At 41.1% G+C, this 12,322-nt stretch carries 16 protein-coding genes and 1 pseudogene; 4 read left to right on the plus strand and 13 right to left on the minus strand.

The window, feature by feature from the left end:
- The first annotated feature begins 1 nt into the window (after position 1).
- Positions 2-640 carry a Uma2 family endonuclease gene (locus IM322_RS19025; RefSeq protein ID WP_287675798.1) on the plus strand — a complete coding sequence of 213 codons (639 nt, stop codon included), beginning with the start codon at positions 2-4 and terminating at the stop codon, positions 638-640.
- A gap of 53 nt (positions 641-693) precedes the next feature.
- On the opposite strand, the gene IM322_RS19030 is transcribed toward IM322_RS19025, so the two are convergent.
- From IM322_RS19030 to IM322_RS19065, 8 genes are all read right to left on the minus strand, one after another.
- A complete protein-coding gene (locus IM322_RS19030) occupies positions 694-1,899 on the minus strand; it encodes an RNA-guided endonuclease InsQ/TnpB family protein (RefSeq protein WP_287675799.1) in 1,206 nt (401 codons plus the stop codon).
- A 412-nt stretch (positions 1,900-2,311) separates the two neighbouring features.
- The gene (locus IM322_RS19035) at positions 2,312-2,551 is read right to left on the minus strand and encodes a DUF2442 domain-containing protein (RefSeq protein ID WP_286825019.1); all 240 of its coding nucleotides are present in this window, start codon (positions 2,549-2,551) and stop codon (positions 2,312-2,314) included.
- A gap of 3 nt (positions 2,552-2,554) precedes the next feature.
- On the minus strand, positions 2,555-2,824 hold the full coding sequence (gene dhiT / locus IM322_RS19040) for a type II toxin-antitoxin system toxin DhiT (RefSeq protein WP_158199476.1): 270 nt from the start codon (positions 2,822-2,824) through the stop codon (positions 2,555-2,557).
- Between the two features lie 194 nt (positions 2,825-3,018).
- Positions 3,019-3,408 carry a toxin-antitoxin system TumE family protein gene (locus IM322_RS19045; RefSeq protein ID WP_286825017.1) on the minus strand — a complete coding sequence of 130 codons (390 nt, stop codon included), beginning with the start codon at positions 3,406-3,408 and terminating at the stop codon, positions 3,019-3,021.
- Complete coding sequence (locus IM322_RS19050) at positions 3,409-3,711, minus strand: hypothetical protein (RefSeq protein ID WP_286825016.1); 303 nt, start codon at positions 3,709-3,711, stop codon at positions 3,409-3,411.
- A gap of 244 nt (positions 3,712-3,955) precedes the next feature.
- Positions 3,956-4,363 (minus strand): ferredoxin, encoded by a 408-nt coding sequence (locus IM322_RS19055; RefSeq protein ID WP_158199472.1) that lies wholly within the window; start codon positions 4,361-4,363, stop codon positions 3,956-3,958.
- On the minus strand, positions 4,363-4,749 hold the full coding sequence (locus IM322_RS19060) for a DUF1257 domain-containing protein (RefSeq protein WP_002762644.1): 387 nt from the start codon (positions 4,747-4,749) through the stop codon (positions 4,363-4,365). Before IM322_RS19060 ends, IM322_RS19055 begins: the two co-directional genes overlap by 1 nt.
- 44 nt (positions 4,750-4,793) lie before the next feature.
- Entirely contained in the window at positions 4,794-5,009 is a 216-nt protein-coding gene (locus tag IM322_RS19065; RefSeq protein WP_286825012.1) for a DUF2997 domain-containing protein, read from the minus strand.
- A gap of 310 nt (positions 5,010-5,319) precedes the next feature.
- Here IM322_RS19065 and bioU point away from each other — a divergent pair, with 310 nt between their 5' ends.
- Complete coding sequence (bioU, locus tag IM322_RS19070; RefSeq protein WP_287675800.1) at positions 5,320-6,321, plus strand: (S)-8-amino-7-oxononanoate synthase BioU; 1,002 nt, start codon at positions 5,320-5,322, stop codon at positions 6,319-6,321.
- Here the strand turns inward: bioU and IM322_RS19075 are convergent.
- The 4 genes from IM322_RS19075 to IM322_RS19090 form a co-directional block, all read right to left on the minus strand.
- Positions 6,318-7,244, minus strand: a complete 927-nt coding sequence (locus IM322_RS19075) for an RluA family pseudouridine synthase (protein ID WP_287675801.1) — start codon at positions 7,242-7,244, stop codon at positions 6,318-6,320. The genes bioU and IM322_RS19075 overlap by 4 nt on opposite strands.
- 219 nt (positions 7,245-7,463) lie before the next feature.
- The gene (locus IM322_RS19080; protein WP_287675802.1) at positions 7,464-8,522 is read right to left on the minus strand and encodes a roadblock/LC7 domain-containing protein; all 1,059 of its coding nucleotides are present in this window, start codon (positions 8,520-8,522) and stop codon (positions 7,464-7,466) included.
- Positions 8,523-8,776: 254 nt separating this feature from the next.
- The gene (locus tag IM322_RS19085; protein ID WP_287675803.1) at positions 8,777-9,523 is read right to left on the minus strand and encodes a TRAFAC clade GTPase domain-containing protein; all 747 of its coding nucleotides are present in this window, start codon (positions 9,521-9,523) and stop codon (positions 8,777-8,779) included.
- A 600-nt stretch (positions 9,524-10,123) separates the two neighbouring features.
- Positions 10,124-10,465 carry a phage holin family protein gene (locus tag IM322_RS19090; RefSeq protein WP_271989017.1) on the minus strand — a complete coding sequence of 114 codons (342 nt, stop codon included), beginning with the start codon at positions 10,463-10,465 and terminating at the stop codon, positions 10,124-10,126.
- A 211-nt stretch (positions 10,466-10,676) separates the two neighbouring features.
- On the opposite strand from IM322_RS19090, the gene IM322_RS19095 reads away from it, so the two are divergent.
- Both IM322_RS19095 and IM322_RS19100 read left to right on the plus strand, forming a co-directional pair.
- Positions 10,677-11,066, plus strand: a complete 390-nt coding sequence (locus tag IM322_RS19095) for a DUF8738 domain-containing protein (protein WP_287078413.1) — start codon at positions 10,677-10,679, stop codon at positions 11,064-11,066.
- 344 nt (positions 11,067-11,410) lie between these two features.
- The gene (locus tag IM322_RS19100; protein ID WP_287675804.1) at positions 11,411-11,767 is read left to right on the plus strand and encodes an iron-sulfur cluster assembly accessory protein; all 357 of its coding nucleotides are present in this window, start codon (positions 11,411-11,413) and stop codon (positions 11,765-11,767) included.
- A gap of 324 nt (positions 11,768-12,091) precedes the next feature.
- Here IM322_RS19100 and IM322_RS19105 read toward each other — a convergent pair.
- Positions 12,092-12,322 (minus strand): annotated as a pseudogene (locus IM322_RS19105) (IS200/IS605 family transposase); the annotation flags it as partial.

A 12,322-nucleotide genomic window follows, 5' to 3' on the forward strand; every position in this document is an offset into this window, starting at 1 on the left:
AATTACTCTCAACGAAAATACTTTATCTTTATCTCCAGGTAATCAGGTTATTTTCCCTCATCAGACTTGGGAAGATTACGAAAGATTGCTGAGTTTACGTCTCCAGAAAACCTATCCCAAACTCTATTTTAATCGCAAAACGCAAGAAATTCGGCTTATGTCTCCTTTACCAAGTCATGGCAATCGTGTTGATACATTAAGGGATTTAGTAAAAATTATCCTCCGTCGTCAAGGTAAAGACTGGCAATGTTTTGATCCGATTACCTTGAAAATGCTGGGAGAAGCGGGAGTAGAACCAGATACTTGTTTTTATATTGATAATAGACAGGCAATTTTAGGCAAAGAAAGAATTGATTTAACTGTTGATCCTCCTCCCGATTTAGCTATAGAAGTGGATTTTACTTCTCTGACTGATGTAGAGGCCTATCAATTGCTAAAAATCCCTGAATTGTGGGTTTATCGTCAGGAAGAATTAAAAATATATCTGTTCAGAGAAGACGGTTATCAAGAAAGCGAAAATAGTCGTCTCTTTCCCGATATAAATATCAAGAAACTTTTTCCCTATTATGTAGAATTAGGCTGGAATCAAGGTTCTAGTCTTGCTTTACGTCAGTTTGAAGCTTTAGAGAATTTTAGTTAATAAATATTACCAATTTTGACACTCCCGTCGCGCTCATGCGAGGGATTCTTGGTTCACTGACTCAAGTTGTCTTGACAGGTATTGCTACCAACCAAAATAGAGCTTAAATCTCCCCAAGCGTTTAGGTCTGATGACCAACTTCCGATATGCCCTATCGTAGCTTTTTTGAGTATATTTAATGCCGCCATTTTGTCTCTATCTTCTACATATCCGCAAGAACAAACATGGGTTCTAACCGATAGAGACTTTTTAATTAACTTGCCACAATTAAAGCATTCTTGGCTAGTATAGGCGGGATTAACAGCAATAGTCAATCTGCCGTATTTAATGCCAAAATACTCAATCCATTTTCTTAATTGTGACCAGCCAGCGTCATTGATACTCTTGGCTAGTTTTCGATTACGCACAAGGTTCTTGACTTTTAAATCTTCATAAGCTATCAAGTCGTTTGACTGAATTAAACGGAGTGCCAATTTTTTAGCAAACTCTTCTCGCTGCCTACTTACTTTTAAATGTCCCTTAGCGTACTTTTGTCTAGCCTTTTTGTAATTATTAGACTGCTGTTGCCCTCTTCTAAACTTTTGAGATTTTCTCCTATTTAGTTTATTAAGACGCTTCTCTGCTTTTCGATAATATTTAGGAGGTTCTACTGTATTGTTGTCGCTATCGGCATAAAGATACTTTAGTCCCATGTCTAAACCTACACATTTTTTGGTAGGCTCTAATTTTGGGGTTATATCTCTCACGTCAAGTTTTAACATTAACTGGCCATAATACCCGTCAGCACGTTTAACTATTCTCACCCTTTGAATTTGCCATTCTTGGAAACAGAACAAGTCTCGACTACCAATTAGTTTTAACTCTCCGATGTTTTTACCATCGGTGAAAGTTATTCTTTTGGTATCTCGATTAATCTTCCAGCCGGATTTTTTAAACTCAATAGAATGAGTACGTTTAGAGTATTTAGGGTATCCCTTTTTGCCAGGGATTTGGTTTTTACAGTTGTTATAGAACCTTAAAATAGCAGTCCAAGTCCGTTCGCACGCCTGTTGACAAGCTGTAGAGTTAAGGTCTTTGACGAAAGAATATTCGTTTCTTAATTCGGTTGTGTATCGATAAATATCCTTTTGTCCTACACCTTTGTTATCTTCCCAATATCTAAGGCATTTATTCCGAACAAACTGAACTGTCCGAATTGCCTCATCAATGGCTTGATATTGAGATGGTTTTCCTCTAAGCTTGTACTCTAAAATGAACATCTTGCGTGCCGACCTACTACGCAAACTATTCTAGCACGCTAAGAATTGAGTTGTCAATCGTGCTTCGCTATTTCTATGCTGGCGGAACCTTTCATCTCCGAGGTAAAACCGAGAGCCTTCAAGCCGACATTTCAGGTAAATTTAAATATTTTTAAGTATTGAAGGTATTTGCATATAAAATACTTATCATTTTGCCCCGATTGCCTCTAACTTTTCCCTCCCCACAGTAATCACTGGGTAAATAGAAAATTTCTCACTCTTTCTCCTAGAGATGAAGTACAAATTAATCCTTACTCATCAAGTATTTTAGCAACAATAACTAACCTCATCTTTCTGAGAAAGGCTGTAGCGAAAGAAAATCTGATCAGTGGGAGCGTTACTTTTGTTGTTGGGTTTCCTCGATCGAACTGTTCTAGGTTTGGGAAATGGAGTCAAGATACAGAGTATCCGGACAGATATCTTGTTCGTTCGGCCAAGTTACCGTACCATCTAGAACTTTTACTTGATTAAAATAATGTTGGTTTTTAAGTTCTTGAAAGATGCCAAAATCGAGCAGTGGTGAACAATCATAAATTTTCTTTTCTTCATTAGTAAAGATGAGTTGTAATTGATAGTTGGGCAAAGGGATAACTTCTTTAACTCTAGGATTCATCATTTATCTCAGTGGTTCAATTTTATACGGTTGTTGTCCTGAAATAGCGAGTTCCCAGTTAGCCATCAATTCATCTTGATGAATCTCGATCCAAGCGGAAAGTAATTTCATTTTAGCATTAGGAATAGAGCCTTCAAGAATTTCTCCATCTGGAATGGCGACAATGACTTCCGAATTTTGATATCTAGCATGAATGTGAGGTTTATGGTGTTGTTTATTGTCCATGAAGTACATATAAATAATAATTCCGTAAAACATGGATATGGCTGGCATTTGTATCCTTGTGGTTATTTGAGAGGGATAGGTTTATTATAGCGAAAGAAAATCCGATAAGTCGGAGCGTTACTTTTCATGGATCAATATTTCGGGAAATAGTCAGGTATTTATCCTCCAATCGGATAATTCTCGCAACTTGCTCAGGATTTGGCGAGTTATAGGAGTTGGTTTCGCTCTAGGACGCGTTATGTTTACAAAATCTCGATCTCGCGCTCGATTACGGTGATAATTTGTAAAATATTTCTAGATTCGCTTGGTTGAACGTTTAACTCGTCTCCCACATGGACATGATCGGGAAAATTGGCTAGATCGGGAAAATGTTCCACGTTATCCCAGCGTTTTCTTAACTTCTGTTTGCTTGCGTCCATCCATTGATAGCGATAGCTTATCGTAACGATGCGTTGATCGATCGAGGTAAAAGCTTCAGCAATTTCTAAAAAATCTCCGTTCGTTAAAAGGACTCTCGCTCGGAAATAGCCTCGATCGAATAAAATTCTTTCATCGACAATCGTAAAAGACTTGACGATCGAACTCTCGGATAATTTCCGTTTAACTAGGGGAATATAATCGACTATCTCCATCTAATTCCACCGTAAACCTATCTCTTTTCTAGCTGCCAATAGCATTTCATAATAAACATTCCACTCGAAATAATCCATATCGTCCCCTAGCTCACCGGAACGAAATCTAGGATAGAATTCTTCCGAACTCATGCGATATTGATTTTCGTATTGCTTGACACGGTTTTCTAAATCCAAAATTTGAGCGTTAATCTGCAAATTTTCCCGTTGTTCGCTCTCAATTTTTCGATTCAGTAACTCTCTTTCTTCCTCGGAGAGAGAGAGAATAATTCGTGCGAGAGAATCAATCAGTTGGGTATTCATTATCGTTAAAATCCGAGATAGGATTATACTAAATCCAGTTATTAAAGACTGATTATCTATTCCTCCTACCCCCCCGATGTCGGGGGGCAGGGGGGGTTGCCTCTTGCCTCTTGCCTATCCTGATAGGTAGCCTATACTCAACGGATTTAGGATTATTTCCCCTGAGAACTGTAGCAGATTCGATCGAGAACCGCTGCCATGACTGCTAGGAAATAATGGATGGATCAGGCTGCACCTATCCACCCTAAATGTCTAAATCTGCGGGGCTAAATTTCTTGTGAATCTGAGGAAAACCTAACTGTTTAATCACTTGATGTTTGCGTTCTTCCTCAAGGGATGACAACTGATGATAATTAACCCAGTGAATACAGTTAACCGGACAAGTCTCGATCGCTTCTTGAATAATTTCTTCCTCGTCACCGTCCTGATTATAGACGCGAGAGCGACCGTATTCACCTTCAATAAAAAAGGTATTGGGGGCAACGTGGGCGCAGTGTTTACAACCGATACAAGTGACCTCATCGACGTAAACCGCTTTCTGGCGCAGTAAACCGCCCAATTCAGGTTCAAAACCGGTGCGATCGGGGGAATCTCTTAGGAATCCCCCCAACTCTGGTTCAAAACCAGAGCGTTCGGGAGAAAAATCAGCCATTAGGCACTCCAACGTTGTACCACTAGACGAATAGAACCATCAGTATTTTTTTCCTGTGCTGCCACCTGAAAACCCTGTTTAGCAGTTTCTGCCAGAATGGTGTGGTAGGCATAACCTTGATTTACTTTTCTTAAAAATCCTTCTACGGTTAGGGGTTGTTGCCAGTATTGCAAATCGGCAACTAACTCGTACTCGTTACCATTCCAGCGAAAACCGATATCGTAATTGTTATCTTGTTCAATTACCACCTCTGCGGTTAAAGTTTGACCTTGATAACCTTTGACAGGGTGAGAACCCTCTTTCCATTCCATCCCCATATCGCTCAGGGCGGCTTTTAGGTAGGATAGATCGCGGATTTTGGTTTTGATATTGCTAAAGTGTGACATGGTTTTTCAGTGGCTTAAATAAAGGGATTGGGAAAGATGAAAAATTACCAGTCGCTAAAAGTGGCTTTGTTGCTGACTTTCTCTGACTGGCTGACGGTTTGATGGTAATAATCCGAGGTTTTCTCTTGAGACATCAGCTGCCCGAGTTGTGCCTCGATCGCCGCCGTCACCTCTTGACAAGATGAACCGACTATGCCTGTCACCTTTTCCATGACGCGACCATCGGGATAGATGATAAACTCTAGGCTTTCCATGCTCATAGCTCTTCTCAGCGTGATCTGGGGTTTGCAAAGCTCCCTATCGTTTTAATTTACGATAGTTTGCTAATCGTAGCAATCTGGTTAAAATTTTAGCAAAACTTTATATTATCTCACCCAGCCACTTTCATTTTTTGTAAGTTTCCCGTAACTTTTCTTCATCGTCAAGGGCGAACCTTGACCGAGGAGGCATAATTTAACAAAACTACACAAAAAAGACGACCTGAAGCGATAGATTGAAAATAAAGGAGATGCAACGGCGAACCACGACCGCCGAGATCATAGAATTTTGTCTATAGGAATCAGAACAGATATGAATAAACAAATAGCCAGCGATCGCATTCGGATCGGTGTTTTAGGTTTTGGTGGTTTAGGACAGGCTGCCGCTAGAATTCTCGCCCCCAAACAGGAAATGCTTTGGACTGCCGCCGCCGATAAAGCCGGTTTTGCTTACCACAAAGACGGTCTAGATGTCAATACCTGTAACAAAATTTATCATGACCAGGGTTCGATCGGTTATCTGGAAAATTACGGCAGTCTCAGCGAGAACAGTATCGAGGAATTAATCAAAACTGCCGACGTAGAAGGCTATTTTCTCGCCTTACCGAATTTACCTAACAATTTCATGGCCGATATCGCTAAAACTTTCATTCGCTTAGGTTGGCGCGGAGTTTTAGTCGATGCCCTCAAACGCACCAGCGCCATGGAACAAATCTTAGCACTACAAGCAGACCTAGAAGCCGCCGGCATCACCTACATGACGGGCTGCGGTGCTACCCCCGGACTGTTAACTGCGGCTGCCGCCCTAGCAGCCCAGAGTTATGGGGAGATTCATAGCGTTAAAATTACCTTTGGCGTGGGAATCGCCAACTGGGAGGCTTATCGTGCCACTATTCGCGAAGATATCGCCCATTTACCCGGTTACGACCCAGAAACAGCCCACCAGATGAGTGACGCGGAAGTGGAAATGCTGTTAAATAAAACCAATGGCATTCTCAGCCTCGAAAATATGGAACACGCAGACGATATTATGCTGGAATTAGCCGGAATTTGTGGACGCGATCGGGTTTCCGTCGGGGGTGTGGTGGATACGCGCAACCCGAAAAAGCCCTTGAGTACCAATGTTAAAGTCACGGGGCGGACTTTTGAAGGCAAAATTTCCACCCATACCTTCACTTTGGGTGATGAAACCAGTATGGCGGCTAATGTCTGCGGGCCAGCTTTTGGTTATCTGAAAGCGGGGGTTTCCCTACATCGTCGCGGTATCTACGGATTATGGACAGCAGCGGAGATTATGCCCCAATTTGTGCGCTAGGGGTTTCTCTGCCGTAAAATACCTAAAACTTTCGGGAAAATAGCGGGTAAGGGGGCGATCGCTTCTAGGCTCTCTCCCGTGACCGGATGTACTAAAATTAAACGATGGGCATGGAGTAATTGCCCGGGTAGATTAATCCCGATGGAACGACCTGAACTATAGAGGGGATCCCCAAGAATCGGATGACCGATTTGGCTGCTATGAACGCGAATTTGATGAGTTCTGCCAGTTTCTAGGCGAAATTCCATTAAGGTGTAGTTGCCCAGTCTTTCCTTGACTTGCCAGTGAGTGACGGCATTTCTACCTCCTTTTTCCACGGCAATAATCGCCATCTTTTGGCGATCGCTGCGGTGACGACCGATGGGCAGATCAATTGTACCTGTCTCCGTTTTGGGGACACCGTGGACGAGGGCCATGTATTCCCGGCGGGCAGTTTTGGTTTTTAATTGTGCCTGTAGGTGTTGATGGGACTGGTCGGTTTTGGCAATAACGATCGCACCCGTGGTATCCTTATCTAAGCGGTGGACTATACCAGGGCGTTGAATTCCACCAATTCCGGCTAAATTCGGGCAGTGATGCAGTAAAGCGTTGACCAAGGTTCCTGATTCGTGGCCGGGAGCCGGATGAACCACTAAATCGGCAGGTTTATTGATAATAATCAGATATTCGTCTTCGTAAAGAATATCAAGCTCGATCGCCTCGGCGGTTAATTCCAGGGGTTGACTGTCGGGAATGGTAATCTTTAAGCGATCGCCTTGACCAACTTTAGTATTTTTATTAGTGCAAATTTGACCATTTAACTGTATATATCCCTGTTCTATCAGTTTTTGCAGCCTCGATCTCGATAAATCGGGCAATTGTGACCCCATCCAAGCATCTAAACGTTCTTTTTTTCCCGCAACTTCTAAGTTTAATTGGTTCATCGGTTTTTAGTGATCAGGGTGTAGGGTGTGGGGTGTGGGGTGTAGGGTGTGGGGTGTAGGGTGTAGGGTGTAGGGTGTGGGGTGTAGGGTGTAGGGTGTGGGGTGTAGGGTGTAGGGTGTGGGAAGTATAAATAAAAATAATCTCCTGTCTCCTGTCTCCTGTCTCCTGTCTCCTGACTACTGATTACTGATCACTGATTACTGATCACTGATTACTGATTACTGATTACTGATTACTGAATCTTCGGTTTCGAGGACGATCTCGAATTCTTCTACAACGGAATCAAGGAAGGGATTAGCTGCGGGATTTAAGAGAGGAGTTTGGGGGGTGGGGTTAGAGATAGCGAGAATTTTTTGTAATTTTGAGAGAGTTTTCTGGATTTCTACCTCTAACAATCCCGTGATCGTTTTGCCAGTTTTCACTAAAAGAAAAGCTTGGTCACTGCAAGGGGTTAAGATCAGATGACCCTGGGGACTGCGAATAGCAATTTGTTCCAGATCAGACCAGCTTAATTCCTCTTTTGTGTTATTGGCAAGATAGAGCATTGTTCCTGCTAAGATTAAAGCACTATTGTGTTCCATGCCGATGGAATCAGTCAAAGGTTGACCCTGGGGAGAAACAAGCATGATCCCCTCAATAGCGAGCGGTTTTTCGGCTAATTCTTGCAGGATTTTGGCAATTTCTACCTGATAATTTGGTTCCCTAGGTAAGGTATTTTTAGAGTTATCATAGTTATTATCGGTGGGTTTTTGTCGTTCTTTGGTTTCTTTCGAGGAGATAAACCATTGCAGGGGTTTTTCTTCCCGCAGTTGCCGGTGGCTAAACAGACGAATATCTTTAGAAAGTTTAATCCCTAATTCAAAGGCATTTGCCTGATAATTGTCGGCTAAAATTACGGGGTCAAGGGAGATTTTAGCCTCATCTCTGGAAATACGTTTTAGGGGGCCTGCTTCTAGACAGGCAAGGATTTTAAACAGTTGTTTCGAGTCGAGTAGTTTCTGTAAATAATAACAATGAAAGTAGGGGATGTCCCCACGACCAAATTCATCCTTACCATCGTTAATTAACCAACCAAAGAGGGTGTTATGGGAGTCAATTTGATAGATATAGACTCCTTTAAATTTCCTGTCTGGAGGATTATAGGTGTCCCATAACTGAGAGACTATATGTTGATAAAAAAACTGTTGAATCCCTAGGGGGACATTGACACTAGCGATATATTTAAATCCCAGTTGTGAGAAACTGCTATAAATCAGTTGTTCAACGATCAAGGACATGATCTGTAACCTTTAAGCGCTCCTGTGCGCTGTTATAAATAATTTTAACACAATTGTGTCTTGTTTCTAGTTTTTGGGGAGATATTTGACGGCATTTCTCCTCAAGATGAACTGTCACCTAATTTGGTGCCGACTCCCCAAAACGAAAACTTCACACCTCACCATTAAGATGACTGTTATAAGGCAGTCAGCAGATTTTTGAGAGATTTTTTTACTAATCTTGCTGCAAATGGATCGGATATAGTGCTGGTCATTTAGGAAAAGTTTACCAGTTGTTGATCGATTTGAGACAATAACCAAGATAGGGAGTCTAAAGCTTGATTTGCTTGCAGTGTGCCTTGCTGGGAATCAATTAAAACTGTTGAGTAAAAAAAACGGTGATTAACTTTTTGCTCTCGCAGTTTTTGCTCTAATTCTTTGACTTTTAATTGTAGGTTTTGCCAGCATTTTTGGTCAGAGACAACTAGATCGCATTTGCTGATAATAATGCCTAAATTAAACCTAGTTTTATTATGGTTAATTATCTCGATCAAGGTTTGAAAAATTTTCAGGTAATTATTATGCTTGTCTGAATCATTTAATAAACTTGCTGCTTCTAAAAACAGTAAACAAGCATTAGCCTGTAAAGCCATATTGACAAAGGCTAAATTATAGATTTGACAACTTTCTCCCGGTATATCCCACCAGCGAATTGTCGCTATTTTATCCGATCGATCACCGCTTTTTTTCTCTAAACTAAAATCAAAGTTACTGATTTTTAAAGTGGCGGGGGGATATTGACCTGTTCTAGCGACATAATTGAGAATTTTTTCAATATCTTCTTCGCTTTCTTCCTCTTGAGATCTGAAGACAATATTAGCCAGATTTCCCGAAGTTGCTTGATTTTTGAAAGTCTGATAAGATGCCGCTAGGAAAACTGTTTTTCCTGCTCCTCTTTGACCGATACTGAGAACTGTATAAATTTTGTTTTCTTTGCTAAGATTTTCCTGATTGTTAGTCATTTTAAAACCTCTAAATTGAATGAAAAAACTTTTGCTGCGATGATTGTGTCTCTCAAGCTAACACAGACAAGAAAAATTGACTTGAGATTAGTTAATCTCCTTAGCTCAACAATTCCCTTCTACACTCTTGCAGTTATGCTGTCTGGAAAGATGATCGAGAAAGCTCATTAGTCATCTAATTAAGATGATTATATTTGTTTTGTCTGATCGGATCATCCCGGTTAGCCAAATCTTCACAAAAAGTTACTATTCTAATAGTAATTGAACTTGCTCTCGGTGCTTGATATGGAAATTTGGGGATTAAATTTTCCTGATTTTTAACGACAAAAGCCACGGTAAATCCGTAGAGATTTTCTGGGTGTAGTTCTAAGCGATCTCATACATAAAATAATAAACATACCCTAAAGCCCTCTGGTAAATAATCGATATAACTTGTTTAACACAAACGATAATTTTTGTCAATCTTTTTGTCAATTTAATTCCCTGATTCTCAAATAAAAACTATCGCTATTTACCAAAAACTAGAGAGACGTTGTTATAATCAACGTCTCTAGATCAGAGTAAGTCAAGCTGTTTTAAACAAACGAATTATTGCCCACTTTAGTCAACGAAAAAACCATTTAAAACTCCTGAAATTATCGAAACCACGATCGAACCGAATAAAGCGGCAAAAAATGATTTTACCTCAAAGCCACTGATAAAATAGGAGGCTAAAGAAAAGGAAATGGCATTGACCACAAAAATAAATAACCCTAGGGTCAAAATAGTTAAAGGCAGGGTAAAAAGAATCAACAGGGGTCTAATGATAGCATTAATTAAACCCAAAGCGACAGCAGCTATCAAAGCCACGGTAAAATCTTTAATTTCTATACCGGGTACTATTCGCGCTGTAATCAATAAAGAGACGGCGGTAATCAACCAACGGAGGAAAAAAGATAACATAAGTCCATCCATCTAAGATAGTTCATACTCATCTATTTTAATCGCCATCGCCACTTAAAGAGACGGAAGTTTTCAGGAGATGGCAACGAAAACTGAGAGTGACTGCTGCTTCTGCTCGAAAACCAGAGAGGGAACATAGTATCGGTTACACTGGTTATAAACAGGAAGATTCGCTCAGACTATCACTCCCAGGAAAGAGACAGGACTAAAGATGATATCTAGAAAAAATTTTAGCCAAAGCCAGCAAGTACCAATCGGTAAAACGAGAATTGTTCGGGTATCAACTGGCACTTTAATGCTAATTAGCCTGCTTTCTCTCCTCTTAGCACCACCTAGTTTAGCATCTCCTGAGCCACCTAATTCGGTCATCGCCGCTACCCGTCAAGATTTGAGTCGGAAAACCAATATATCCGTTAATCGCTTGCAAATTCAAGCAGCACAACCACAAACCTGGCCCGATGGTTGTTTAGGATTAGCTAAACCGGGAGAATTCTGTACCCAAGCACTGGTGCAAGGATGGCGAATTATTCTGACTGATAAGCAAAAAACTTGGGTTTATCGCACCGATAGCAGTGGCGCTAATCTCCGCTTAGAAAGGTGAATTTCTTTTGATATTTTCTGGCTGCTTTTTCGGCATCCTCAAAGCAGTGTTTTCCTGATTTGATTTTCGTCCCCCCAGGGAAGGCGAATTGTCTCAAGCACCCGGCTGGGTGACGAAAATCGGCTGAGAATGGCTCTATGGTTTGTTTTAAGAACCTAGTCGTCTCTGGCAACGCTATTTAATTAATAATCCCAGTTTTTTGCTTTTTTTGCCCTATAACTCCTGCGAGACCGGGAAAAGTAAACAGTAATCCAGTCATCAGTCCTCGACTATCGTTAAGATGGACAGAAGAAGGCAAAATTGTATCTATCCCCTTCAAATGCGTTTAGGAGTTCCTGCTAAAAATGACACAAGCTACTCAGACTCAAGAAAAAGGAATTTTACTCAGTGAGGCTGCCCTCAAACACCTTACCATGCTCAAAGAGCAACAGGGCAAGGATTTATGTCTGCGCGTGGGTGTGCGTCAAGGTGGTTGTTCGGGAATGTCCTATATGATGGATTTTGAGCATCCTAGCAATATTGGCCCTCAAGATGAGGTTTTCGATTACGATGGCTTTAAAATTGTCTCTGATAAAAAAAGTCTGCTCTATCTCTACGGTCTCATGTTAGATTACAGCAACGCGATGATCGGCGGTGGTTTCCAATTCACTAATCCCAACGCCAGTCAAACCTGCGGCTGTGGTAAGTCTTTTGGCGTTTAATATTTCTCTAGGGTGATACCTTTCACCCCCGCCTCCCAGAGGCGATTTTTTTTTGGCCAAAACCCTTGACAAAATCGGAGACTTGCCCTATACTTCTTGTATAATGGGAATCCCTGCCTGCCTGCGAACCCTTGATTCGTACATTTAAAAACGGTATAGACCGATAGGGTCTTCTGGCAACAAGAGGATAAAGTCTTGGTGAGTCGCTGGTCGGAGAGAGGAATGTAAAGATTTATTAAAAATTATATCTATCTCAAGGTCGCGAGAGGACTCCCGTTAAACCGCGTAGCGGTTAACGGGATATGAATCGCGACCAGAATGAAACTAACGCGGTAGCGTTTCCACTTTCGGGGAGTTTTGGTTCTCGACGTATTTTTTTAGTTGTTCGATGGTAACACCTCCACAACTAGCCAAGAAATAAGCTCCCGTCCAAAAATAAGGTTTATTGTAGAAATACTTTGCCGCCAAATCCGGAAATTCCTTTCTAATTAATGGGACTACTAACTGTTTTAAGGTTAGCGATTAATTTGGATAAAGCGATGTCAGGTTTGTCAT

This window comes from Microcystis sp. M109S1, assembly GCF_020247025.1.
Classification (GTDB): Bacteria; Cyanobacteriota; Cyanobacteriia; order Cyanobacteriales; family Microcystaceae; genus Microcystis.